The sequence below is a fragment of the Polaromonas sp. P4_F4 genome (assembly GCF_056401355.1).
The window spans coordinates 156,860-180,781 of record NZ_JBFUJO010000006.1 but is presented as its reverse complement, the minus strand read 5'-3'; the positions used below and the strand labels follow the sequence as shown (position 1 = coordinate 180,781).

The following is a 23,922-nucleotide window of genomic DNA, read 5'->3' as shown; positions in this document are numbered from 1 at the left end:
ACTTCTCAGGAAGATGGCGGCAGCCCGCCCGAGCTGGCCTGGCGGTAGGCGCGAATGGCCTCCAGCGGCCCGGCCCGGTCGGCGGGCGCCAGAAGGCACAGGCGTGCCACGTACTCCGCCGCAAACATGACGATCAGCAATGGCAGGTTCAGCAGGTTGGCAAAGGCTGACCAGATGGCGACCGGCGCCAGCCAGAACAGCAGCAGCGACAGGGCCGTCATCGCACCGAAATACAGCGTCCAGGCCCAGGTGACCTGGCGGGTGTAGCGCGCCAGCGCGGGTGACAGGTGGCCATGCACGATGGCTGCGAAACGCGACACCATCGGGACCTGGCCGGCGCGCAGCGTGCGGCCGAAGGCCAGGCCGAGCAAGGCTTGTATGCCTGCGTGCTGCAGCAGAAAAACCCAGTTGTAGTGCTGCACCAGCCAGTCCGCCATGCCGTAGAGAGTGGCCGAGCCCGCCAGACACAGCAGCAGCATCCAGGGCCGCTGCGGCGAACGCCAGGCCAGCACCAGCGCCAGGCCAATCAGCGGCGCAATGGCCACGGCCGCATCAAGCAGGTCGGGGGTGGGGTCCGCCGCCGCCAGATGGGCGAGGATGGAGTAGGCAGCGCAGAAGGCGGCAATGGCCGCCCAGCGAGCGCTGCGCAGCAGTGTTGCCTTCAAGCCGGGTTTCACTTCGTTCTTTGCAGCGCGATGTGTTCGCTCAGGCTGCGCAGCGACTGGAAGATGGCGGTGTTGTCTTCATGGTCTGCGCGCAGCTGCAGGCCGTAGCGTTTGGACACTACCAGGGCGATCTCCAGGATGTCGATCGAATCGAGGCCCAGGCCGTCGCCATACAGCGCATCGTCGGGCTGGATGTCGGCGGCTGCTGTTTCGAGGTTGAGCGAGGAAACCACCAGTTCGGCGACTTCGCGCATCAGTGCGGCATCGGCTGCAGGGGTGGTAGCTGGTTGTGAGGAAGATTCAGGCATCGAGGACATGGACATGGGTTTTCAGAATTTTCGGGTGACGCGCCGGGGGTGCCTGCACCAAGGTTCGGTTATGTTTTTATGTTTTGATGGTAACTGACATTCACTGCCTGTCATCAGCGGGGTCGCTGCAGGTGTACAGCCCTGCAGGGCGCCAGCCGCAGACGAAACAAGACGTAACCCGTGTGATTGGCGCACGCCGCTTTTTGGACTGCCGCGACGGGGCTGGTGAAACAGAAGGCGCAAAGTGGCCGGAACGAGCCGGGCTTTGCGTGGAATGCCCCGTATTATCCTATGGATGCGCCAGCGCGGCCGGCCCCAGCGTGAACGCGAATGTCGTACGTTCGCCCGGCGTCGACTCGGCACGGATGCGCCCGCCATGGCGCTCGATCAGCCGCTTGACGATGGACAGGCCCACGCCGGTGCCGGCGAAATCTTCAGCGCGGTGCAGGCGCTGGAAAGGCGCGAACAGCTTGTCCGACTGGGCCGCATCAAACCCCACGCCGTTGTCGCGCACGAAAATTTCGGTGCCGTGCGGCCCCTCCTGCGTGCCGATCTCCACGCGCGGCGGGCTTTGCCCGGCGGAAAACTTCAACGCATTGCCGATCAGGTTGTTGAAGACCTGGCCCATCAGCGTCGGGTCGGCCTGCACCACGGGCAGCGGGCCGGCACTGATGTGGCTGTTCGGACAGGCTGGTGCCAGCTCGCGTACCAGCTTGCCCACCAGCTCGTTGAGATCGACCGGCCGGAAGGTCATCTCCACGCGCTCGGCGCGTGAGCACGCCAGGATGTCCTCGATCATGCGATCCATCATCGCCGCCCCGGCGATGATGCGGGCCAATTTGTGACGCCCGCTGTCGGACAGGGCGGATGCTTCCGAGCGTTCCAGCAGCATGGCAAAGCCGTTGACGGTGCGCAGCGGGCCACGCAGGTCGTGCGACACGCTGGCGCTGAAGGCTTCCAGGTCGCTGACGGTGCGCTCCAGCGCCGCCGTGCGTTCCTTGACCAGTGCTTCCAGGTGATGGCGGTGGAGGTCCAGTTCGGCGCTGATGCGGCTGCGCTCGGTGATGTCGCGCGAGATGCCGAAGACGCCGGTCACCTCGCCCGCCGTGTTGCGCAAGGGGCCCTTGGTCGTGAGGAAGGTGGACAGCCCGCGCGGAGTGGGGAGTTCCACCTCGTAGCTGACGGTGCGGCCCTGCGTCATGGCTCGCGCATCGCTGGCGGCCAGGCGGGCGGCTTCGGCGGGCGGAAACAGCGCGCGGTCGTCGTTGCCAATGATTTCTTCCATTGTTTTGCCCAAGGCCTCGCAACCCGCCTTGTTGCACAGCAGGTAGCGGCCTGCCCTGTCCTTGGCGAAAATCGAGTCGGTCGAGCCCTGCGCGATGGCATCCAGCAGTTGCAGCGCGCGCAATTTCTCTTCCTGGTGGGCGCGTTCGATGCGCGCAAACTGCAGGGCCTGACGCTCGCGGAACCAGTAGGCGCCCACCCCCATCGCAAGCAGCGCCAGCACCCCCGCTGCGGCGATCCACAGCGCGTTGCGCCACGCATCGGCATAGGCCTCGTCGTGGTCGATCTTGGCCATCAGGAACCAGTCCGTGCCCGCTATCGGGCGGAGCACGCCCAGCACCGGTTGGCCCCGGAAGTCCAGTGCGTCGACGGCCTGGCCGAGCGGCACATCGCCGCGTATGACCTTGGCCGCCAGCAGGTCGGGCGAGGACAGCGGCAAGCGGCTTCTCGAATGGGGCTCGACCAGAAAGTCGCCTTCGCGCCGCACCAGCACGGAGGTCGCACTGCGGCTGGGCAGCGGCCATTCGCGCAGCGTCGGAAACAGAAAGTCACGGGGGTCAAGTCTCACCACCAGTGCTGCGCGCGCCGGCGTGCCGGCGAGGTTGAATGGCGACACCACGTCGATCCGCGGTGCCGGCGGCGCGCCATCGTGCCCGTAGAGATCGGTGTACTGTGGTTTGCCGCTGTCAATGGCTCGCCGGGCCGCTTCGCGCAGGAGGGGCGACGCTTGCTGTTCCGCGTTGGGCGTGCCGGCGACGATCTGGCCTTGATCGTCCATCACCAGCACGCTGTGGCCTCCGCTGGCCTGGAGAAATTGGGACAAACGGAACAACAGCCGGTCATGGGCAGTGGTTTCACCCCCATCGCGCCAGCGCAAGTAGAGTTCGACCATCGGGCTGTGGCCGGCGAACTCTGCCCGACCGATACGCTCCTGCAACCAGGTGGTGACCTGGCCGGCGCGCAGGGTGGCCATGGCCTCGATGCGGGCGGCCTCGCGTTCACGGTACTGGTCGTAGCTTTCCGCAATGGTCCATGCCGTCAGCGCCACGACGGCGGCCATCAAGAGCGACAAGGGCCAAAACAACGCCCGAACTCCTGCGACTGCGGCGCGGGTCGGCGCAGGCGTCTGGACTGGGCTGTCGTTGGCCATATTCAGGTCCTCCGAACCCACCCGGGCAACTCGACTGCCTACCGGGAGGGCACCTTACTGGCATCGAACCCGCAGCAGGGCTGTCGTGGTTCCGGGGTCATTCTAGTCCGCGGCTTTACATTCGGGCAAGCGCGGCCGCGCCAGGTGCGGCGCCGTTTTCTTGCCGGCGCTGGCCGGTCAGGGCGGCGTTGCCGGCCGGTTTCTTCAGGGTGTGGCTGAAAGAGGCCTCACCGGGGGGGGCTCTCAGAGCTTGGGGCCGGCGGCAGGTATTTTTCGCGCACGGGTGAGGGTTCGCGCAGGCGGCGGTGCGGCGCCGGCGTCTGCCGCCGGGGCCGGTTCGGCCTCTTCTTCGGCCCCATCCACGGCCGGGCGGTCGCTGGAACGCTCGACAGCGTGTGCGACCTGCATCTTCTGGGCGGCGCCGGCAAACTTGCTGTATTTGGCCAGCGTGGCCACCATCTGGCCGTAAATGCGCGGGTTGCCGGCCAGGCATTCGCCATGGTCCATGAAGTCGGCTTCGCCGGTCAGGTTGCCGATCAGGCCGCCGGCTTCGGTGACGAGCAACGAGCCGGCCGCCACGTCCCAGGGTTTGAGGCCGGTTTCAAAGAAGCCGTCGCTGTAGCCGGCCGCGACATAGGCCAGGTCGAGCGCTGCCGCGCCGGGACGGCGCACACCGGCGCACTGGCTCATGATTTCGCCCAGCATGTTGAGATAGGTTTTGAGCTTGTCGCCGGGACGGTAAGGAAAACCGGTGCCGATCAGGCACTCCTGCAGTCGGGTGCGCTTGGCCACGCGGATGCGGCGGTCGTTGAGGTAGGCACCACGGCCCCGGGTGGCGCAAAACAGGTCGTTGCGGGTGGGGTCGTAGACCACCGCCTGCTCGATCTTGCCCTTGACGGCCAGCGCGATGCTGACGCAGTACACGGGAAAACCGTGGATGAAGTTGGTGGTGCCGTCCAGCGGGTCGATGATCCACACGAATTCGGAGTCTTTGGCGCCATGCTCGCTGCCCGATTCTTCGGCCAGAATGCCGTGGCCGGGGTAGGCCGTCAGCAGGGTTTCGATGATCGCGGCTTCAGCGGCCTGGTCGACTTCAGTGACGAAATCGTTGGTCTGCTTGACCGAGACGCGAACGGCTTCGACATCAAGGGCGGCGCGGTTGATGATGGCGCCGGCGGCGCGCGCAGCCTTGATGGCCACGTTGAGCATGGGGTGTAGATTGCTGGACATAAAGGGTAAGAAAGAGCGGGCAGAAAGCTGCGACCAGGACTGCGGCCCGGTAACCGGGGCAGGCGACAATATCCCCATTTTACCGGCATCGCCCGAATAGCCCCTGAAACAGGACGGCGAGAGCCGCCCCATTGCAACATTTACCGATGAAAACCCGTTTTGTCCTGATCAACACCAGCCACGCCGGCAATGTGGGCGCTGCGGCGCGCGCCATGAAGGTCATGGGCTTTGACGACCTGGTGCTGGTGGCGCCGCGCTGGGCGAACGTACTGAACCGTGAAGAAACCATCCAGCGGGCCAGCGGCGCGCTCGATGTCCTGAAAAATGCCCGGATTGTGGCCACGCTGGATGAGGCGCTCGATGGCATGGCCCACCTGTGTGCCACCGCCATGACGCCGCGCGACTTTGGCCCGCCGACCCGTGCGCCGCGCGAGCACTTCAGTAAATTGCTATTAAACGATGAGCCTTCGTCGTCCGAAAATAAAGGTCTGCAACCCGATTCGGTGGCCTTCCTGTTTGGCTCTGAGCGGTTTGGCATGCAAAACGACGATGTGTACCGCTGCCATGTGGCCCTGAGCATTCCGACAGACCCGAAGTTCGGCTCGCTCAACCTGGGCGCCGCGGTGCAGTTGATCGCCTATGACTGGCGCCAGGCGCTGGGGGGCTTTGCCGTGCAGCCGGCCACGCCTGAGTCCAAACTGGCGGACGCCGCCGAGGTGGCCGGCATGCTCGGGCACTGGGAAAAAGCGCTCACCGACATTGGTTTTCTGGACCCGGCCTCACCCAAGAAACTGATGCCGCGACTGAACCAGCTGTTCAACCGGGCGCAGCTCAGCCCCGAGGAGATCCACATCCTGCGCGGCGTGGCCAAGGCCATGTCGAGGACGGCGAATAAAGCTGTGCCGTCCGCGGTCAAAACGCCCGCGCCAGCAGACACGCTGGACCACCAGTAGACTCGGAGCCATGTTTTCCAGACTCCGCTCCGACATCCAGTGCATCCTCGACCGCGACCCCGCCGCCCGTACGGCCTGGGAAGCGCTGACCTGCTACCCGGGCCTGCATGCCCTGGTCCTGCATCGCCGCGCGCACTGGTGCTGGAACCACGGCTTCAAATGGCTGGGCCGCTTCATCTCGCATCTCTCGCGCTGGTTCACCGGCATTGAGATCCACCCCGGCGCCAAAATTGGCGAGCGCGTGTTTTTCGACCATGCCATGGGCGTGGTGGTGGGAGAAACCGCCGAAATCGGCGATGGCTGCACGATCTACCAGGGCGTGACGCTGGGCGGTACCTCGCTCTACAAGGGTGCCAAGCGGCATCCGACCCTGGGCAAGGACGTGGTGGTCAGCGCCGGCGCCAAGGTGCTGGGCGGTTTCCTGGTCGGCGACGGCGCCAAGATCGGCAGCAACGCGGTGGTGATCAAGCCCGTGCCCGCCGGGGCCACGGCCGTGGGCATCCCGGCGCGCATCATTCCGTCCAAAACCGGTGAAAGCGCTGACGTCACGACGACCCCATTTTCGGCCTACGGCATCACGCTGGAAGACGACCCGCTGTCGCAGGCCATGCACGGCCTGATCGACAACGCGGCGGGGCAGGAGCACCAGATCTCGATGCTCTGGCAGGCAATTGAAAAGCTTTCCGGGCCTCAGGCCACCAGCACCCGGGAGTGCGTACCCAAGGATGCAGCGCTGCACGAGACCTTTGAAGCCGACAAGCTGAACCAGTTGGTCGGAAAATAAGCCCAGGACAACCAGCTTCTCAGGTCGCGCTCAGCGACCGTTCCAGAAAGTCGGCGGCTTCAAGGCAGGCACGGTCCGCGTGGGGAGCGCCAATGACCTGCAGGCCCATGGGGCAGCCGTTCACGCCCACGGCGCCCGCCACATTCAAACACGGCAAACCCAGCAGCGTCCAGGCGCGATTAAACGTGGAGGTACCGGTGCTGCCATAGCCCGGCGGTGCTTCGTCGGGGGCGCTGGGCGTCATCAGCACATCAAACTGGCCAAACCAGTCGGCGCAGGCCTGTCGGCCCTGCCACGCGGTCTGCTGCGCGGCTTCATAGGTTTGCGCACTGATGTGGCGCGCAGTCATGAGGTAGTCGCGCAGAATGGCCGACAGCGCCTCGGGTTGCCGGGCCAGCTGGTCAACCTCGCGCGCCAGTGCACGCCAGGCCTCGTAGCCCTGGATCACATCCTGCGCTTCAAACACGTCTTTCATCCAGGCCGGCAGGGTGATGCCCAGCACCTTGGCGCCGGCGGCCCGCAAGGCCTGGCTGCCGGCGTCGATCGCCCGCTGGGCGCTGGGCGATACGGGGCTCCAGGGGTAAGCGTCGGGCACGCCCACCACCCATGACTTTGCAGGTCTTGCCTGCACCGCTGGCAGCGCCAGCGCATGTCCGCTCAAGGCCTGCGCAAACCACGCCACCTCGGCCACGCTGGGGGCGAACAGGCCCACGGTATCGAGCGACCACGAAAAGCATTTGAGGCCGGCTGTCGGCAACAGGCCGAAACTGGGCTTGAAACCCGTGACGCCGCAGTACGATGCGGGGCGAATGATGGAACCGCCGGTTTGCGTGCCAACCGCAAAAGGCACCAGACCCGCGGCGACAGCAGCCGCCGACCCGGCGGAGGAGCCGCCCGGCGTTCGGCCCGGCGCATTCGGGTTGCGCGTGGCGGTGGGATGCAGAAAGGCAAATTCCGTGGTGCTCGATTTTCCGATCACCAGCCCGCCGGCGCGGCGGATCACGCTGACGATGGCCGCGTCACAACGTGGTTGGGCGCCGGCGTAAAGTGCCGAGCCGTAGCTGGTGGGCAGGTCGGCTGTGTCGAAGATGTCCTTCACGGCCACCGGCAGGCCCTGTAGCGGGCCACCGGCTTCCTGGAGCTGCTCCAGCTGCTCGCGCGCGGCGCCGGGGTTCAGCAGCGCGACAAAGGCGCCCAGCGAAGCATTCTGCGCATCAATGCGCGCCAGGGTGTCGGCCAGCAGCGTGGTGGCGTCAAGCTTGCCCGCCGCCAATTGCGCGGCGATGGCAATGGCTGACGGCGCGGCGAGAGTCATGGGGCTGGTATGCCCGGTGTGCTCGGTATGCCCGGGGTACGAATCGCCGACTTGGGCCGGAAGGCCTTGCAAACCGCCGGGTCGGTTTCGAGGTAGGGGCCGCCGATCAGGTCAATGCAATAGGGCACGGCGGCAAAGATGCCGGGCACGACCGACTCGCCGGCTTCATTTTTCAGGCCTTCCAGCGTTTCCTGGATTGATTTGGGCTGGCCGGGCAGGTTGAGGATCAGGCTGTGGTCGCGAATCACCGCGCACTGTCGCGACAGGATGGCGGTGGGCACAAATTTGAGGCTGATCTGCCGCATCTGCTCGCCAAAGCCGGGCATTTCCTTGTGGGCAACTGCCAGCGTGGCCTCCGGTGTCACATCGCGCAGTGCAGGGCCGGTGCCGCCGGTGGTGAGCACCAGCGAGCAGCCGGCATCGACCAGCCCGATCAGCGTCGCGCTGATGCCAGCCTGCTCGTCCGGGATCAGGCGCTCTTCAAAAGTGATGGGGTTGCGCAAGGCGCGGGTCAGCCAGTCCTTGAGCGCCGGCAGGCCCTTGTCGACGTAGACGCCGGTCGAGGCACGGTCGCTGACCGACACGATCCCCACCTTGACGGCGTCGTACATGCCAGGGGCCGGGGTCGCGCTCATTGGTCAACCTCCGCACTACGCGCTGCGGTGCCATTCGCCTTGGGAGCGGCCCGGCGGCTCATGGATTAACCTCCGCGCTGCGCGCTACGGTGCCATTCGCCTTGGGAGCGGCCCGGCGGCTCATGCGTCTGCCTCCGGTGCCATGGCTTGCTTGACCAGCTGGAAAATCTCGCGGTAGGACTTGCCGTGGCGCGGCGCTTCGCCGGGCTTTTCGGGCTTGGCATCCTTGCGGGCCTGGCGGATGAGGGTGCGCAGCTGCTGCGAGTCGGTCGCGGGGTAGGCCGTGAGCCAGTCGCCCAGCGCGTCGTCCGAGGCGATCAGTTTGTCGCGCCACTGCTCGGCCAGGTGCAATTGCAGCGTGAGCTGCGCCGAGCCGCTTTGCTGCTCGTTGATGGCTTCGCGGATCGGGCCGGCATCGAGGGGGCGCATCAGCTTGCCGATGAACTGCATCTGGCGGCGCTTGCCCTCGAAATTGGTGATTTTTTTGGCCTCGGCCAGCGCATCCAGGAGTTTGTCGGGCAAATCCAGTCGGGCCATCAGGTCGGCGCGCAGGGTCAGCAGGGCTTCGCCCAGGGCCTGTTTTTCATCGGCCTCTGCTTTCAGTTGGGTTTTGCTGGGCGGGCCTGTTTCTTCGGCAGCGATTTCTTCGGGTTTGACGAAGCGGCCGTTGGACCAGTATCCCTTGATGGCCTTGGTAGTCTTGGTGTTCATAGCAGTCAGTATCATAGCTACCCATATGACCCAAAAGCCTTCCACCCGCCATTCCACCCCTTCAGCCAGCAGCGTTTCCGGCCTGAAGAGCCGCACCACCCGCGAGCCTGAATCCGGTTTCAGCTACCACCGCGACTTTTTCGAGGAGCTGGTGGACACTGCGCTGGACCATGCGAAGAAGCTGGGCGCCAGCGATGCGGCGGCCGAAGCGTCGGAGGGCTGTGGCCTGTCCGTCAGCGTGCGCAAGGGTGAACTCGAAAACGTGGAACGTAACCGCGACAAGTCACTGGGCATCACGGTGTACATCGGCAAAAAGCGCGGCAACGCGGCCACCAGTGATTTTTCCAAAGCCGCGATCCAGCAGACCGTGAAGGCGGCCTACGATATTGCGCGCTTTACCGCGGAAGATGAGACCTCGGGCCTGCCCGACGACCGCGACATTGCCCGCGAGTACCCGGCGCTGGACCTGTTCCACCCCTGGGCCATCACGTCAGAAGAGGCGGCTCACCTGGCACTGCAATGCGAAGCCGCGGCCATGGGCACCAGCCGGCTGATTACCAACAGCGAGGGAGCTGGCGTGTCGGCCCAGCAAAGCCATTTTTTCAGTGCCCATACCAAGGGATTTCGCGGTGGTTATGCCAGCTCGCGCCACAGCATTTCGGTGGCGCCCATCGCGGGCAAGGGCAACCAGATGCAGCGCGACGCCTGGTACAGCTCCATGCGCGACGCCAGCGAACTGGCCCGCCCCGAGGCAGTGGGCCGTTATGCCGCCGAGCGCGCGCTGGCGCGCCTGAGAAGCCGGAAAATTCCCACCACACAGTGCCCGGTGCTGTTTGAATCACCCCTGGCGGCCGGCCTGCTGGGCGGTTTTGTGCAGGCTGTCAGCGGCGGTGCGCTTTACCGCAAAAGCACGTTTTTGGCGGACAGCCTGGGCAAGGCTGCTTTCCCCAGGCACATCGACATTTACGAGGACCCGCACCTGATCAAGGGCAAGGGCAGCGCGCCCTTTGACGAAGAGGGTGTGAAAACCAGCGCCCGCAAAGTGGTGGATGCCGGCCGGGTGGAAGGGTACTTCCTGAGCACCTACTCGGCGCGCAAGCTGGGCATGCGCACCACCGGCAATGCCGGCGGCTCGCACAACCTCACGCTGACCAGCCGCCACACGCGGGCAGGAGATGACCTGGATGCCATGCTGCGCAAGCTGGGCCGGGGGCTGTTTGTGACCGAACTGATGGGGCAGGGCGTGAACTACGTGACCGGCGACTACTCGCGCGGTGCGTCCGGCTTCTGGGTCGAAAACGGCCGGATTGCCTTCCCCGTTGAAGAAATCACCATTGCCGGCAACCTCAAGGCCATGCTGATGGGGATTGAGTCCGTGGGGGCAGATATGTACACTTATGGTTCTAAATCCGTCGGCTCGATTTTAGTAAATCGTATGAAAGTGGCGGGAACCTAGGTTATAAATTGAATAAAAAAGTACTAATTTCCTCTGCCCTGGCGGCATCGCTTTCCCTGCTTTCGCTGTGCCACGCACAGTCGCCCCCGCCGCCTAATCTGCCTGCGCCAGTCGCTGCACCCTTGCACCCCTGGCAAGCGGCATTGCCCCGGCTCACCGCCGAAGCGTATTTCACCAACCTGCAGGACGGCGCGAAAATCGAGACGCCGTTTCGCATGACCTTCGGGTTGGCGGGTGGCTGGGGGCTGGCGCCCATCAGCAAGCCCATCGCGGGGAAAAGCGGCCACCACCACTTGCTGGTCAATCGCGAACTGCCGCTCGACTTCAAGCAGGCCCTGCCTTTCAATGACCAGTACATCCACTTTGGCAAGGGGCAGATGGAGACGGTGCTGAACCTGGCGCCAGGCGTCTATTCGCTGCGGCTGCTGCTGGCCGATGACAAGCACCTGCCGCATTTCGTCTACAGCAAGCCCTTGAATATCACGGTGACGCGCCACAACAAGGACGTGGACCCCAAGAGCCTTGTCAAAAAAGGCATCAGCCTGCTTAACATGGCGCCGGATGCACGGCTGAAGTCGCCTTTCAGGGTGCAGTTTCAGGCTTCCGGGCTTAACGTCGCTCATCTGAGCCAAAAAGAAAAGGACACCGGCCATTTTCGGCTGACGCTGACGCCTCAGGGTGGCCTCAAGCCGGCGGAAATGAATTTTGCCAATGGCCAGTCCGAGGTATGGCTGGCGCCGCCGAGCGGTGCCTACACCCTGAAGCTGGATTTCATGGACAACGTCAACCCGGGAAAAACACTGGTTGAACCGGTGTCGGTGCCTGTGCGGGTGGAGTAGCGCAGGTGGAGTAGTACAGGCTCAACCGGCCAGCGCTGCCTTCACCGCGGCAGACACCTGGCCCATGTCTGCCTTGCCCGCCAGCCGGGTCTTCACGGCGCCCATGACCTTTCCCATGTCACCGGGGCCGCTGGCGCCCAGCTCGGCCACGATGGCTTTGACCGCGGCAGTGACTTCGTCGGCGCTCAGGCGCGCGGGCAGGTAAGCCTGCAGCACTTTCAGTTCGGCCGCTTCCTTGTCGGCCAGGTCGGTGCGTGCGGCCTTCTGGAACGCCTCGATGGAATCCTTGCGCTGCTTCATCAGTTTGTCGACGATGGCGACCACCGCCACATCGTCGAGCACCACGCGCTCGTCAACCTCTTTTTGCTTGATGGCTGCCAGCAGCAGGCGGATGGTGCCCAGGCGCTCCGTGTCCTTGGCGCGCATGGCGGTTTTCATGTCTTCGGTGATCTGGTCTTTGAGTGACATTGCGGGCTCCTGAGGGCGGTGGGGGAATGGGGCGGGGGAACGGGAAGCCAGGGGGGGCAGCGTGAAAGCGGCAAGGCCCGGCAGCAGGAGCAGGTGCCAAAAACACAAAAGCCCGCTAGAGCGTCCTCTGGCGGGCTTTGGGTGGCCGTGAGGCGCTACCGATCGGGGATCAGTACAACTTCTTGGGCAACTGCATGGCGCGGATGCGCTTGTAGTTACGCTTGACGGCGGCAGCCTTCTTGCGCTTGCGCTCGGCCGTTGGTTTTTCGTAAAACTCGCGGGCGCGCAGGTCGGTCAGCAGGCCGAGTTTTTCAATGGTGCGCTTGAAACGGCGCAGAGCCACGTCGAAGGGCTCGTTGTCTTTTACACGGATAGTGGTCATTGATGAATTGATCCAAAAGGTGCATCTTTAAGTGATCTGATCAGGATCAGGCCAGATGCGGGTTTGCTAGCAAAGCCTTGGATTATAGACCAGAAATATGGCCCCCACGCTTGTTCGCTTCGCGTAACTCGCTGCCCCCCGAGGGGGCCGCTGCGCCTGCGGTCTGGCAAAGCCAGTCCCGCGGCCCCGGCTGGGTTGGAGAGTCCCCACGTCGCTCACTGCGTGTAGCTCCGTCCCCCCGAGGGGCGCTGCTGAGGGGCTGCGGATCGGATCAGGCCGACATCCCGGTTTGGCGCTGCGCCAGTGCCTGCGCACAGGCGAAAGCCGACGCCCAGGCCCACTGGAAGTTGTAGCCGCCCAGCCAGCCGGTCACGTCGACCACTTCGCCGATGAAATACAGGCCCGGCTGCTTCGACTCCATGGTTTGCGAGGACAGGTCGCGGGTGTCGACGCCGCCGACGGTGACTTCCGCCTTTTTGTAGCCTTCCGAGCCGGTGGGCACAAGCTCCCAGTCAGCCAGGCGCTGCGCCAGCGCCAGCAGGGCCTTGTCGGTGGCCTCGCTGATAGGGCGCTGCAGCGCCGGGTCCTGGCTAGCCCAGGCGTCTGCCAGGCGGCTGGGCACCAGGCTGGCCAGTTCGTTGGCGATCAGTTTTTTCGACGTGGCCTTGGCGCGCAGCAGCAACGCGGGCAAATCAACGCCGGGCGCAAGGTTGACGCGTACCGGCTGGCCTTCGCGCCAGAAACTGGAAATCTGCAGCACCGCCGGGCCGCTCAGCCCGCGGTGGGTGAACAGCAGGTCTTCCGAAAACACCACCGCCTTTTTGCGCTGTTTGGGCGTGGCCTCCAGCGGGCTGGTGTCAATCCGTACCGGCAGCGCCAGGCCTGCCAGCCCGGCATAAGGCGCCCAGCCATCCCCGTCAAAGGTCAGTGGCACCAGGGCGGCCCGGGGCTCCACCAGGCGCAGGTTGAACTGCCTGGCGATGCGGTAACCGAAATCGGTGGCACCGATTTTGGGAATGGAGAGCCCGCCCGTGGAAATGACCACCTGCCGGGCTTCGATGGGACCGCGGTCGCTCTGCATCAGATAGCTGCCTGTGCCCGTCTGCTCCGGGCCGGCCATGCTTTTGATGCTGCAGGGCTGCCACCGTGTCACCTGGCCGGCAGCGCACTCGGCCAGCAGCAGGTTGATCACGTCTTCGGCCGAATGGTCGCAAAAGAGCTGTCCCTTGTGCTTTTCATGGAAGGGGATGCCGTAGCGCTGCAGCAGTTCCATGAAGTCCTGCGGCGTGTAGCGCGACAGGGCCGAGCGGCAAAAATGCGGGTTCTCGCTGAGAAATTGCGCCGGGGAGGCCTCGCGGTTGGTGAAGTTGCAGCGGCCGCCGCCCGAGATGCGGATCTTCTCGGCCACCTTTTCGCTGTGGTCGACGAGCAGCACCTTCAGGCCCAGCTGCCCCGCGATCCCGGCGCAAAACAGTCCAGCCGCGCCCGCGCCGATAACCACCACATCAAATTTCTGAGTCAAATTGGCCTCTAGCCCGGGTAATACACAAACGACGAGCGCAAATAGCTATAAAAAGCATAGCAATACGTGATGGATGTTTTGGCCTGTCCGCCAAAAAATCCCGCCGTCAGGCCGTGGCCGACAGCTGCGCTTTTAAAACACGAAAGTGTAGCCCGCCGGCATGGTGGCTTGCAGCTTGTGCCGGGAGCTTGTCGGCTTATTGCTTGACGATCACGGGATGGATAGTGAAAACATTTGGATGCTTCGGATTCACCGTGACGCGCACCCAGTGGATCAGCGGACTGCCAAAGGTTTCCAGGCGGGTCAGGTTGGGCAGCAGTTTGCCGGGGCTGTACAGCGGCTTGTCCACCTTGAAGAAATGCGTGTCGCCATGCACCAGCAAGACCTGGCCGGCGAACTGTTCCGTCTCGGCGGTCAGCTTGTCGATGAAGTTGCGATAGCCGCTGAACCTGGCCGCCTTGCTCTCGTCGAGGTCTTCGGTTTCCGGCAAGTCAAACCCAGGATCGGCCTGCATCACCAGAACGATGCCACGCGCTTTCTGCTCCCTGGCGGCCTGAAAAGCCTGCTGCATCCATTGCACGTTGGCCGCGTCGCGCTCAAGGTACTCGGCATTGCCAGCCTCGCATTGAACGGCGGTGCGGGCGCTTTTAAACGTGCAATCCCGTTCGTCCAGGATCAGGTTGTTGTTGCTGCCGGGCATATTCAGGGAGACGAAGACAACCCGGTGATGGCTGAAACGGGTGTTTTCATAAAACTTCTCGGCTGGCTGGCCTTGGTGGATCAGCGGCATCTGGCGCTTGCCCAGGCTGCGGGACGTGGGGAACATGGTTTTACGCAGATGGGCCAGACGCTCCAGCGCATCGTAGCCGCCGTTGTTGAGGCGGTGGCAGTCGGTCCATTCGTTGTCCCCGGGCACATACACGACGGGTCGTCTCATCTGGCCAAACATGGCCAGTGCCGACGTGTAAATGTCATCGGTGCACCGGGAACTGCCGTCCTTGATGTCGCCGTCATACAGCGAGAAGGCGATGTCGGACTGGTTGATGCTTTTGAGCAGTGCGGGAATTTTGGCGTCGTCACCGGCTTTCTGGTACGGCATGTCGCCCCACAGGCCGAATGAGAAGCTTTGCGCCTGGGCGCAGGCCACACTGAGCGCCAGCAGGGCGCCGGCCAATAGGCGGGTTGACATGGGCATCGTCCGATCAAAAATGCGGAGCATAGCCGGTCTGCATGTCAAGTCCATGAAATTCGAAGCGAGTGCGTACGGGAGGCGAAGCGCGTCGCGTTCAAATATGGAGTGGGGCGAGTAACGAAGCACGCCGGCACTCCTGCATGCCACCTCGTGGCTCAACGGTCATCGCGGACCGCAGGGCTCAGGGGCCTCAGCGCCTCAACCAAACTCCCGCAGGTTCTGCTCTTCCGGTTGCTCGGCCAGCAGGGCCACGCCGCGCAGTACATCGCCCACCACGATCACGCTGGGGCTCTGCAGGTGCTCGCGAGCGATCGTGGTGCGCATGCTGGCCAGGGTGGTGACCGCGTGGCGCTGGCCGGGCAGGCTGGCATTCTGGATGATGGCCACCGGGGTGTCTGCGGGCAGGCCCTGCAACAGCTGGTCCTGGATGTGCTGTGAACCCGTCACACCCATGTAGATCACCAGGGTGAGCCTGGCTTGCGCTGCCGTTGCCGCCAAGGCGGCCCAGTTGGTGCCGGCATCACCGGGCTTGGCGTGGCCGGTCACAAACACCACGCCATGCGCATGCTGGCGGTGCGTGAGCGGCACGCCCAGCGAGGTCACGGCGGCCAGCCCGGCGGTGATGCCGTTGATGACTTCCACCTCCACGCCGGCAGCCTTCAGGTGCTCGACTTCTTCGCCACCGCGGCCGAAGATGAAGGGATCGCCGCCCTTGAGTCGTACGACGTTTTCGCCCTCCCGGGCCGCCATGATCATGAGCTTTTCGATAAAGGCCTGCGGAGTGGATTTGCAGCCGCCGCGCTTGCCCACATGGACAATGCGCGCGCCGGGTCGCGCAAAGGCGACGATTTCGTCACTGACGAGGTCGTCGACCAGCAGGACGGTGGCGTTCTGGATGGCCTTGAGGGCCTTGAGGGTGAGCAGCTCCGGGTCGCCCGGGCCGGCGCCGACAAGAAGGCACTTGCCGCCGGGCATCAGGTTGCGTCTGTCATGGTGGGCGGGTTGGATTTTGCTTTTCATAGTTGCGAGACCAGTTGCAAGATATGTTCCACCTGCCGGGCAATCGATGCGGGTACGGCATGTGTACCCGAGAGGACCGCGCGGATATACGCGGCGGTGCTGGCGCTGTCGATTTCTTTAGGCAGGTCTGGCACGCTGGCCAGGGTGCCCGGCTGCGCGGCCTGCAGCAGAGTGCGCCGGCCGGCGATAAAGGCTTCCATTTGCGGTGTGCGGCGCGCGTCCGCCACCACCTCGCCCTCGGTGCCGCGCAGCAGCAGGGCGTTGGCTCCGATGAGCTCGAAGATCTGCCCCATGGAAATCGCGTATTCGGGATGGGTGTAGCTGCTGACCACCAGCGCCTTGCCCAGGCAGGGGTTCATGATCTTGACCAGGCTGTGCGCCGGGTTGCGCAGCCCCACGGCACGCCGCACGTCCAGCAACTGCTTGAGGCCGGGGCAAAGCAGTTCGGTGGCGGCAAAGGCCACCTCGCCGCATGCGATGGTTCTGGTAGCTGTCAGCGCGTGGATATCAAGGGCTGAGAGCACGTCTGATGCAAAAATCCGGCTGGACTCGGTGGCTGTGCCGTGCACCAGCACCGGCAATCCTTCGCGCGCCAGCAGCAGCGCCAGCAGGGGCGTGAGCACCGGCAGCTTGCGGGCGCCGTTGTAGCTGGGCAGCACGACCAGGGGTCGGTCGGTAGCGGGCAGGTGGCTCAGCCGCTGGTAGGTGGCGTCCAGAAAGCCCGCCATCTCTTCCGGGGTTTCGCCCTTGATGCGCATGGCCAGGCAAAAGCCGCCAATTTCGAGATCGGTCACCGTGCGGTCCAGCACCTGGCCGAACAGGTCGCTCGCCTGTTCGCGCGTGATCGAACGCGCGCCCTGCTTGCCACGACCGATGACCTTGATGTACTGACTAATGCCCATGAGGCAATTGTCTGTCAAGAAAGATAACTTTTCATTATGAGCTTAAGCGAGCTGCCGGATCGGGATCACCGTACGCCCGGCGGGCCCCGCCCCGGGAGGTTGCCCACTTCTGGCGGAGCGCACCAGCCGTTTGAGTTCAGGGACACAGGAGCCGCAGTTGGTGCCGCATTTCAGTGCGCCCTGCAGCGAGGCCAGGCGCTCCTCGTCGGTGCCCAGGTAGCCGGCTCCGCCCTCACCATGGCTGAGCGCGGTCAGGTGATCGGCGATGGCCGTGTCAGTCACGTTCAGACAGGTGCAGACCTGTTTGCCGCGCGACTGCACCGTGACAGGCGGTTTGGCGCCGGGCAGCAGCAGCAGGCGACCGTAGGTCTGTGCCGGGAGTTCGTCCTGCAGCAGGGTCTTGATCCACGCCTGGGCGCTGGTGTCGCCGGCGAGCACAAACCCGGCCAGCTCGGCCTGATCGCCGTTGCGAACCAGCCGCACGGTGCGGTGCTGGCCTTTCTTTTTGTCGGCATAGCGCAGCGCGTCGCTGCCGGCCAGACCCAGAATGCGTTCGATGCTGGCCAGCGTTTCGGCGGACGGTGCTTCATCGGCTGCGGCGCGAAACAGCAGGCCGGTGCGTTCGCGGCTGCTCTGCGCAAGCGGCGTGTTGTTGGAAAAGGGCACGCAACTGGAGAAGGGAAACGCCGCCATCAGCGGCTTGAGCTGTTCCCGCGCACCCAGCGCGTCGTCCTCGGGCAGCCAGGCCATGGCCAGCAGCGACCAGGGCAGTTCGGCCTTGAGGATTTTGACCGCGGCATGCTTGAGCTCGGGTTGCTTGGAGCTGGGGCAGTAGGCCGAGGTGGTGAGGGCGTTGACGCCGGCCAGCGGTGCGCCGGTGCTGGACCGGCCGCTCAGGTACTCCTCGCCCCAGTGCATGGCCATGAAGGCCTGGCTCATGCCGATCTCGCTGCTGGACTGCACCGGCACCACGATGGAGCCGCGCTTGGAGGTGACGTGAACCAGGTCGCCTTCATTGAGCAGACGACGAGCCATGTCCTGCGCGTTCATCTGGATGGCCGGCTCGGCCACATGGCCGAACAGCCGCCCCAGCGTGCCGGTGCGGCTCATGCCGTGCCACTGGTCGCGCAGGCGCCCGGTGGTCAGCGAGAACGGATAGCGGGATTCGCGCGGCTCGGCCACCGGCTTGTAGACGGTGTTGACGAATTTGGCCTTGCCATCGGCGGTGGGGAAGATCCCGTCTTCGTACAGGCGAACCTTGCCCGTGGTTTCACCTTCGCGCAGGGGCCATTGCTGGGGCGATTCTTCCAGCATGGCGTAGCTCATGCCGGTGATGTCGAGGTCGCGGCCGCGGGTGGATTCGCGGTGTTCGTTCCAGATGGTTTCAACGCCAGCCGCTTCATCGCTTAGCGAATAAGGAAAGAGCGAGCCTGTTTGCGCACCCTCACTCCTGCCCTCTCCCAGAGGAAGAGGGAGTGAAGAAGGTGAATTGCTTTTCTCTTGTGTCTCTTGTATGACTCCCTCTCCCGTTGGGAGAGGGTTGGGGTGAGGGCTCTGCGCTCCCAGCAGTTTCTCCAGCCGCTGCGCAAAGGCCACGGCAATCGACCAGTCATGCCGGGTCTCGCCGGGGGCGGGCACGGCCGGCCGCACACGGCTGATGCGGCGCTCGCTGTTGGTGACGGTGCCGATTTTCTCGCCCCAGGTGGTGGCGGGCAGCAGCAGGTCGGCGTAATCGCAACTGCTGGTGGTGGCGAAGGCTTCCTGCAACACGACGAACTCGGCCCGCTCCAGCGCGCGGCGCACGGTGGCCTGGTCGGGCATGGACTGGGCCGGGTTGGTACAGGCAATCCACAGGGCCTTGATTTCGCCGTCGGCGGCGGCCTGGAACATTTCGACCGCTGTCTTGCCGGGGGCTTCGGGAACGCTGGGCACGCCCCAGAGCGCGGCAACTTCAGCGCGGTGGTCTGCATTGGCCAGGTCGCGGTGGGCGCTCATCAGGTTGGCCAGTCCGCCGACCTCGCGGCCGCCCATGGCGTTGGGCTGGCCGGTGAGCGAGAAGGGGCCCGCACCCGGTTTGCCGATCTGCGCCGTGGCCAGGTGCAGGTTGATGAGCGCCGCGTTCTTCGCGGTGCCGCTGCTGGACTGGTTCAGGCCCTGGCAGTACAGGCTCAGAGTGGCGGCCGAGGTGGCAAACAGTTTGGCCGCCGTGAACAGGTCTTCTTTCCTGATGCCGCAGGTTTCGGCGACCAGATCGGGCGTGTAGTCGCGTACCGTGGCCTTGAGCGCCTCAAAACCGCTGGTGTGGGCAGCAATGTAGTCTGCCTGGACCCAGCCTTCCCAGAGCATGATGTGCAGCATGCCATTGAAGAGCGAGACATCGGTGCCGGGCTGAATGGGCAGGTACAGGTCGGCAATCTCGGCCGTGTCGGTGCGGCGCGGATCACAGAAGATGATCTTGAGCTGCGGGCTCTTGGCCTTGGCATCTTCAATGCGCCGGAACAGGATGGGGTGTGCGTACGCCGTGTTGCTGCCCACGATGAAGATGCACTGCGCATGGTTCACGTCGTCGTAGCAGGCGGGCGGGGCGTCGGCGCCCAGCGTCTGCTTGTAGCCGGCCACCGCGCTGCTCATGCACAGGCGCGAGTTGGTGTCGACGTTGTTGGTGCCGATCAAGCCCTTGGCCAGCTTGTTGAAGACGTAGTAGTCCTCCGTGAGCAACTGACCCGAAATATAAAAGCCTACGGCATCCGGTCCGTGGTCGCGGATGATCTGCGCAAAGCTCTCGCTGGCGAAGTCCAGCGCGCTGTCCCACGACACGCGTTGCGCCGCCTCGCGGCGGTGCTCGCGCCGCATTGGGTACAGCAGGCGCGTTTGCCGCGTGACAGGCGCCGAGGCCGTCAGGTGCAGGGTCGAGCCCTTGGTGCACAGGCGCCCGAAATTGGCGGGGTGGTCCGGATCACCGCGCACACCCGTGATCTGGTCCCCTTGCGATTCGATGATCACACCACAGCCGACACCACAATAGGGACAGGTAGATCGCGTATCAGCCATGGTCAGCGGAGCTCCGGCTGTATGTGGACGTTAACACAAAGCGATCAGCTGCCCCGGCGGCTGGATGGCAGCAGGGGCGGAGGGATCGCGTTTCTTGCACGGCGGTGTTTGTCATTGAATTTGCGACGTCCCCTGGGCTCACGCCGTGTGCGGTGTCTGCACGTTGAAGCTTTCGTCGCCGATGGCGCCCGACGATGCACCCGGGCCGGCGCGTGGCGGTTTCACATCGACCGCCAGCGTGGCCAGCTCGACCGCATCCAGGAACACGTCGCCAGCTTCCACCTTGCACGCAAACTTCGTGGTGCAGCCTACGTCTGGCGCCTTGGCGCAGCCGTCATCCAGGCCAATCGTCCAGTTGTGAAGCGGGCAGGCCACGCTGGTGCCAAAGACAATCCCCTGCGACAGGGGGCCGCCTTTGTGCGGGCAGCGGTCGAGCAGTGCAAACACCTGGTCTTCGGAATTGCGAAACACGGCGACATCGATGCCTTTTGCGCGCGCCACCCGGCGCGAGCCGAGTACGGGGATCTCATTGACCAGGCAGATTTTTTTCCATTCACTCATGATGGGGCTCTTTATGCGTTGATATTGGTGTACATACCGGTGATGCGGTCCATGACGCTCAGCAGGTTTTCGCTGGACACGAACACATCGGCCATCATTTTTGGCGAGGATCGCACGCCGTCCAGCCGCTGCAGGCCCTGGTCGAAGAAGATCCACTGCGCGTCGGCGAGGGTCTGTTCTTCCTTGATCTTCGAGGTCGCCTCGGGCGCTTTGCGCAGCACTTCCAGCGCGGCCACGAATTCAGCGCGCGACTTTCCGATTTCCGCAATGCTGCCCTGCGGGTCCACATGCAGCGCATTGGCCAGGTAGAACTTGGCCATGCGCTGCGACAGCATGCGCTGGCGGCCCGCGATGTTGACGAGCTTGCCCAGCGTGGCCTTGCCTGCGGCCTGCTCGTACTGCATCGTGCCCTGGTGGGCCAGCGCCAGGATATTCGCGTCCAGCTGGATCAACTGGGGCGCGTGTTCCTTGCCGGGCACGGTGCCGACCAGCACGGACTTGAATTCGCTCCAGGCGCCTTCGAGCTTGGCGTAGGTGTTGCGAATGTCCGGGCTGGGCGCATAGGCCTTCAGCTCGACCAGCTGGCGGTCGAACGTGGCCATCGAGCGGTCCAGCACCTGCTGGGCACTGCCGGCTTCCACTTTTTGGATGAGGGCCAGGTAAGCCTTGCTCATGCGCTGCGACAGCATGCGCAGGCGACCCGCCTTGTTGATCGCATCGTGTATATCGGCCACCTGCGAGTGAGCCGTCACGCCGACCAGGGCCGCAGACGCAATGAAAATTCTTCGCTTGATCATCAGTATTCCTTTGTTCTTTGTTATGTCTGCGCGCTCAGGCCGGCAGCTTCTCAAACTGGCGGGTGTCCACCGACGCCTTGTCGGCTTCGAACCACGGATCGGGTTCGCCGTCCAGTGCAAACTGCAGCTGCTCCCACAGCGCCTTGCGGCCGGCGTGGTCCTCCAGAATGCGCTTCTTGACGTAGTCGAGGCCGACGCGGTTGACATAGTGCACGGTGCGCTCGAGGTACCAGCCTTCCTGGCGGTACAACTCGCAGAAGGCGCCGGTGTATTCCAGCACTTCCGCTGCGGTCTTGAGCTTGGTGAAGAAGTGGGCAACCTCGGTCTTGATGCCGCCGTTGCCGGCAATGTACATTTCCCAGCCCGAATCCACGCCGATGATGCCCACGTCCTTGATGCCGGACTCCGCGCAGTTGCGCGGGCAGCCGCTCACCGCGAACTTGACCTTGTGCGGCGCGTACATGCGCCACATCGCGCGCTCCAGGTCCTTGCCCATCTGCGTGCTGTCCTGCGTGCCCATGCGGCACCATTCGCTGCCCACGCAGGTCTTCACCGTGCGCAGCGCCTTGGCGTAGGCGTGGCCGGAAGGCATGCCGATGTCCTTCCAGACGTTCTGCAGGTCTTCCTTCTTCACGCCGAGCAGGTCGATACGCTGGCCGCCGGTGACCTTGACCGTCGGGATCTTGTACTTGTCCACCGCGTCGGCGATGCGGCGCAGTTCGTCGGCGGTCGTCTCGCCGCCCCACATGCGCGGGATGACGGAATACGTGCCGTCTTTCTGGATGTTGGCGTGGCTGCGCTCGTTGATGTATCGGCTTTGCGGGTCGTCCTTGGCTTCCTTGGGCCACGTGCTGATGAGGTAGTAGTTGACGGCCGGGCGGCAGGTGGCGCAGCCGTTGGGCGTCTTCCATTCCAGGAACTTGTGCACACTGGCAATGGTGAGCAGCTTGTTGGTGCGGATGGCGTCGCGCACGGCCTGGTGGCCATGATCGGTACAGCCGCACATGGCCTTGAGCTTGGGCGTGGCTGAATAGTCACCGCCGGCGGTGAACATCAAAATCTGTTCGACCAAACCGGTGCAGGAGCCGCAGGAGGCGCTGGCCTTGGTGTGCTTGCGCACTTCATCCAGGGTGAACAGGCCTTTTTCCTTGATCGCCTTGCAGATCGTGCCCTTGTTCACGCCATTGCAGCCGCAGACCTCAGCCTCGTCGGGCATGGCGGCCGCCTTGTTGTGGCCTTCGTGGCCGGCATCGCCTATGTTGGATTCGCCAAATACCAGCTTGTCCCGAATGTCGCCAATACTGCGCCCATCGCGCAACAGCTTGAAGTAGTAGCTGCCGTCGACGGTGTCGCCGTAGAGGCAGGCGCCAATCAGCTTGTCGTTCTTGATCACGAGTTTTTTGTAGACACCACCGAAGGGGTCGCTCATCACGATTTCTTCGGTGCCTTCGCCGCCCATGAACTCGCCGGCCGAGAACAGGTCGATGCCGGTGACCTTGAGTTTGGTGGAGGTGAGCGAGCCCGTGTAACGGCCAATGCCGAACTGCGCCAGGTGATTGGCGGCCACCTTGGCCTGCTCGAACAGCGGCGCCACCAGGCCGTAGGCGATGCCGCGGTGCGCAGCGCACTCGCCCACCGAGTAAATGCGGGCATCGGTCACGGTCTGCATGGTGTCGTTGACGACGATGCCGCGATTGCAGTGCAGGCGCATCTTTTCGGCCAGTTCGGTGTTGGGGCGGATGCCCACGGCCATCACCACGAGATCGGTGTCGAGCTCGGTGCCGTCCTTGAACTTGATGGACTTGACACGGCCATCGGCACCGCCGGTGAGTTCCTGGGTTTGCGCGCCAATCATGAATTTGAGGCCGCGGTCTTCCAGCGACTTTTGCAGCAGCTTGCCCGCTACATCGTCGAGCTGGCGCTCCATGAGCCAGGGCATGACGTGAACCACGGTAACCTCCATGCCGCGCAGCATGAGGCCATTGGCCGCTTCCAGGCCCAGCAGGCCGCCGCCGATCACCACGGCTTTCTTGTATTTCTCGGAGGCTTCGATCATCGCGTTGGTGTCTGCAATGTCGCGGTAGGCGATCACGCCCTGGAGGTCTTTGCCGGGCACCGGCAGGATGAAGGGGTTGGAGCCGGTGCACATCAGCAGCCGGTCGTATTTCTCTTCGGTGCCGTCGTCGGCGCGCACGACGCGGCGGACGCGGTCGACTTCAACAACCTTCTTGCCGGCGTGCAGCGTGATGTGGTTGTCCTTGTACCAGTCCCAGCTGTTCAGCACGATCTCGTCGAGCGTCTGCTCGCCGGCCAGCACCGGGCTGAGCAGGATGCGGTTGTAGTTGGGGTGCGGCTCGGCACCGAAGACGGTGATGTCGTACAGCTCGGGTGCGACCTTGAGCAATTCCTCGATGGTGCGAACCCCCGCCATGCCGTTGCCGACCATTACCAGTTTCGATTTTTTCATGGGGTCACTCCAGTGGATTCAATGTTGTAAGTGCAAGCGTCATGCCAAACCTGCCGCGACTGAGCGCCGGCAACGCAGGGCCGACCAGTCGCAAGGCCGTGGTCTCGCAGCTGCCCACGCGGGCAGCCGAGCCTATGGCTTTGCAGCCCGATGGACTATGGAAAAATGAGGTAGGAACCATGATGCTCTCTCCTGTCAAACAGGGAACCGGCGGTAAAACCGGTATGAGG

At 64.2% G+C, this 23,922-nt stretch carries 21 protein-coding genes; 4 read left to right on the top strand and 17 right to left on the bottom strand.

Annotated elements, in window-relative coordinates:
- Positions 1–5: 5 nt before the first annotated feature.
- The 4 genes from AC1DUR_RS09150 to AC1DUR_RS09135 form a co-directional block, all read right to left on the bottom strand.
- Positions 6–665: a COG4648 family protein gene (locus AC1DUR_RS09150; RefSeq protein WP_477718585.1), complete on the bottom strand. Its 660-nt coding sequence runs from the start codon at positions 663–665 to the stop codon at positions 6–8.
- An 8-nt stretch (positions 666–673) separates the two neighbouring features.
- Positions 674–988, bottom strand: a complete 315-nt coding sequence (locus AC1DUR_RS09145; protein ID WP_477718584.1) for a phosphopantetheine-binding protein — start codon at positions 986–988, stop codon at positions 674–676.
- A 274-nt stretch (positions 989–1,262) separates the two neighbouring features.
- A complete protein-coding gene (locus AC1DUR_RS09140) occupies positions 1,263–3,407 on the bottom strand; it encodes a sensor histidine kinase (protein WP_477718583.1) in 2,145 nt (714 codons plus the stop codon).
- Positions 3,408–3,650: 243 nt separating this feature from the next.
- Positions 3,651–4,637: an inositol monophosphatase family protein gene (locus AC1DUR_RS09135; RefSeq protein ID WP_477718582.1), complete on the bottom strand. Its 987-nt coding sequence runs from the start codon at positions 4,635–4,637 to the stop codon at positions 3,651–3,653.
- A 146-nt stretch (positions 4,638–4,783) separates the two neighbouring features.
- On the opposite strand from AC1DUR_RS09135, the gene AC1DUR_RS09130 reads away from it, so the two are divergent.
- Complete coding sequence (locus AC1DUR_RS09130; RefSeq protein WP_477718581.1) at positions 4,784–5,590, top strand: RNA methyltransferase; 807 nt, start codon at positions 4,784–4,786, stop codon at positions 5,588–5,590.
- 10 nt (positions 5,591–5,600) lie between these two features.
- A complete protein-coding gene (cysE, locus tag AC1DUR_RS09125) occupies positions 5,601–6,374 on the top strand; it encodes a serine O-acetyltransferase (RefSeq protein ID WP_477718580.1) in 774 nt (257 codons plus the stop codon).
- Positions 6,375–6,393: 19 nt separating this feature from the next.
- On the opposite strand, the gene AC1DUR_RS09120 is transcribed toward cysE, so the two are convergent.
- The 3 genes from AC1DUR_RS09120 to yjgA form a co-directional block, all read right to left on the bottom strand.
- A complete protein-coding gene (locus tag AC1DUR_RS09120; protein WP_477718579.1) occupies positions 6,394–7,689 on the bottom strand; it encodes an amidase in 1,296 nt (431 codons plus the stop codon).
- The gene (gene mog / locus AC1DUR_RS09115; RefSeq protein WP_477718578.1) at positions 7,686–8,324 is read right to left on the bottom strand and encodes a molybdopterin adenylyltransferase; all 639 of its coding nucleotides are present in this window, start codon (positions 8,322–8,324) and stop codon (positions 7,686–7,688) included. The genes AC1DUR_RS09120 and mog overlap by 4 nt, the downstream gene beginning before the upstream one ends.
- Positions 8,325–8,444: 120 nt before the next feature.
- A complete protein-coding gene (yjgA, locus tag AC1DUR_RS09110; RefSeq protein ID WP_477718577.1) occupies positions 8,445–9,035 on the bottom strand; it encodes a ribosome biogenesis factor YjgA in 591 nt (196 codons plus the stop codon).
- Between the two features lie 25 nt (positions 9,036–9,060).
- On the opposite strand from yjgA, the gene pmbA reads away from it, so the two are divergent.
- Positions 9,061–10,491: a metalloprotease PmbA gene (gene pmbA, locus AC1DUR_RS09105; RefSeq protein WP_477718576.1), complete on the top strand. Its 1,431-nt coding sequence runs from the start codon at positions 9,061–9,063 to the stop codon at positions 10,489–10,491.
- A 143-nt stretch (positions 10,492–10,634) separates the two neighbouring features.
- Positions 10,635–11,330 carry a DUF4399 domain-containing protein gene (locus AC1DUR_RS09100; protein WP_477718575.1) on the top strand — a complete coding sequence of 232 codons (696 nt, stop codon included), beginning with the start codon at positions 10,635–10,637 and terminating at the stop codon, positions 11,328–11,330.
- Between the two features lie 21 nt (positions 11,331–11,351).
- On the opposite strand, the gene AC1DUR_RS09095 is transcribed toward AC1DUR_RS09100, so the two are convergent.
- From AC1DUR_RS09095 to nirB, 10 genes are all read right to left on the bottom strand, one after another.
- On the bottom strand, positions 11,352–11,798 hold the full coding sequence (locus AC1DUR_RS09095; RefSeq protein ID WP_477718574.1) for a GatB/YqeY domain-containing protein: 447 nt from the start codon (positions 11,796–11,798) through the stop codon (positions 11,352–11,354).
- Positions 11,799–11,967: 169 nt separating this feature from the next.
- On the bottom strand, positions 11,968–12,180 hold the full coding sequence (rpsU, locus tag AC1DUR_RS09090) for a 30S ribosomal protein S21 (protein WP_011484193.1): 213 nt from the start codon (positions 12,178–12,180) through the stop codon (positions 11,968–11,970).
- A gap of 271 nt (positions 12,181–12,451) precedes the next feature.
- The gene (locus AC1DUR_RS09085) at positions 12,452–13,702 is read right to left on the bottom strand and encodes a BaiN/RdsA family NAD(P)/FAD-dependent oxidoreductase (protein WP_477718573.1); all 1,251 of its coding nucleotides are present in this window, start codon (positions 13,700–13,702) and stop codon (positions 12,452–12,454) included.
- Positions 13,703–13,898: 196 nt separating this feature from the next.
- Entirely contained in the window at positions 13,899–14,891 is a 993-nt protein-coding gene (locus AC1DUR_RS09080) for a hypothetical protein (RefSeq protein ID WP_477718572.1), read from the bottom strand.
- Between the two features lie 201 nt (positions 14,892–15,092).
- Positions 15,093–15,914 (bottom strand): uroporphyrinogen-III C-methyltransferase, encoded by an 822-nt coding sequence (gene cobA / locus AC1DUR_RS09075; protein WP_477718571.1) that lies wholly within the window; start codon positions 15,912–15,914, stop codon positions 15,093–15,095.
- Positions 15,911–16,816: a DNA-binding protein YbiB gene (gene ybiB / locus AC1DUR_RS09070; RefSeq protein ID WP_477718570.1), complete on the bottom strand. Its 906-nt coding sequence runs from the start codon at positions 16,814–16,816 to the stop codon at positions 15,911–15,913. The genes cobA and ybiB overlap by 4 nt, the downstream gene beginning before the upstream one ends.
- A gap of 42 nt (positions 16,817–16,858) precedes the next feature.
- Complete coding sequence (locus AC1DUR_RS09065) at positions 16,859–19,867, bottom strand: nitrate reductase (protein ID WP_477718569.1); 3,009 nt, start codon at positions 19,865–19,867, stop codon at positions 16,859–16,861.
- A gap of 138 nt (positions 19,868–20,005) precedes the next feature.
- Positions 20,006–20,428 carry a nitrite reductase small subunit NirD gene (gene nirD, locus AC1DUR_RS09060; protein ID WP_477718568.1) on the bottom strand — a complete coding sequence of 141 codons (423 nt, stop codon included), beginning with the start codon at positions 20,426–20,428 and terminating at the stop codon, positions 20,006–20,008.
- Between the two features lie 11 nt (positions 20,429–20,439).
- Complete coding sequence (locus AC1DUR_RS09055) at positions 20,440–21,225, bottom strand: type IV pili methyl-accepting chemotaxis transducer N-terminal domain-containing protein (protein WP_477718567.1); 786 nt, start codon at positions 21,223–21,225, stop codon at positions 20,440–20,442.
- A gap of 34 nt (positions 21,226–21,259) precedes the next feature.
- The gene (gene nirB / locus AC1DUR_RS09050; protein WP_477718566.1) at positions 21,260–23,692 is read right to left on the bottom strand and encodes a nitrite reductase large subunit NirB; all 2,433 of its coding nucleotides are present in this window, start codon (positions 23,690–23,692) and stop codon (positions 21,260–21,262) included.
- Between the last annotated feature and the right edge of the window lie 230 nt (positions 23,693–23,922).

Bases quoted from the DNA above. Each gene is read 5' to 3' on its own strand.
- AC1DUR_RS09145 (WP_477718584.1), bottom strand. From the start codon at position 988: ATGTCCATGTCCTCGATGCCTGAATCTTCCTCACAACCAGCTACCACC.
- AC1DUR_RS09140 (WP_477718583.1), bottom strand. From the start codon at position 3,407: ATGGCCAACGACAGCCCAGTCCAGACGCCTGCGCCGACCCGCGCCGCA.
- AC1DUR_RS09135 (WP_477718582.1), bottom strand. From the start codon at position 4,637: ATGTCCAGCAATCTACACCCCATGCTCAACGTGGCCATCAAGGCTGCG.
- AC1DUR_RS09130 (WP_477718581.1), top strand. From the start codon at position 4,784: ATGAAAACCCGTTTTGTCCTGATCAACACCAGCCACGCCGGCAATGTG.
- cysE (WP_477718580.1), top strand. From the start codon at position 5,601: ATGTTTTCCAGACTCCGCTCCGACATCCAGTGCATCCTCGACCGCGAC.
- AC1DUR_RS09120 (WP_477718579.1), bottom strand. From the start codon at position 7,689: ATGACTCTCGCCGCGCCGTCAGCCATTGCCATCGCCGCGCAATTGGCG.
- mog (WP_477718578.1), bottom strand. From the start codon at position 8,324: ATGAGCGCGACCCCGGCCCCTGGCATGTACGACGCCGTCAAGGTGGGG.
- yjgA (WP_477718577.1), bottom strand. From the start codon at position 9,035: ATGAACACCAAGACTACCAAGGCCATCAAGGGATACTGGTCCAACGGC.
- pmbA (WP_477718576.1), top strand. From the start codon at position 9,061: ATGACCCAAAAGCCTTCCACCCGCCATTCCACCCCTTCAGCCAGCAGC.
- AC1DUR_RS09095 (WP_477718574.1), bottom strand. From the start codon at position 11,798: ATGTCACTCAAAGACCAGATCACCGAAGACATGAAAACCGCCATGCGC.
- rpsU (WP_011484193.1), bottom strand. From the start codon at position 12,180: ATGACCACTATCCGTGTAAAAGACAACGAGCCCTTCGACGTGGCTCTG.
- AC1DUR_RS09080 (WP_477718572.1), bottom strand. From the start codon at position 14,891: ATGTCAACCCGCCTATTGGCCGGCGCCCTGCTGGCGCTCAGTGTGGCC.
- cobA (WP_477718571.1), bottom strand. From the start codon at position 15,914: ATGAAAAGCAAAATCCAACCCGCCCACCATGACAGACGCAACCTGATG.
- ybiB (WP_477718570.1), bottom strand. From the start codon at position 16,816: ATGGGCATTAGTCAGTACATCAAGGTCATCGGTCGTGGCAAGCAGGGC.
- AC1DUR_RS09065 (WP_477718569.1), bottom strand. From the start codon at position 19,867: ATGGCTGATACGCGATCTACCTGTCCCTATTGTGGTGTCGGCTGTGGT.
- nirD (WP_477718568.1), bottom strand. From the start codon at position 20,428: ATGAGTGAATGGAAAAAAATCTGCCTGGTCAATGAGATCCCCGTACTC.
- AC1DUR_RS09055 (WP_477718567.1), bottom strand. From the start codon at position 21,225: ATGATCAAGCGAAGAATTTTCATTGCGTCTGCGGCCCTGGTCGGCGTG.
- nirB (WP_477718566.1), bottom strand. From the start codon at position 23,692: ATGAAAAAATCGAAACTGGTAATGGTCGGCAACGGCATGGCGGGGGTT.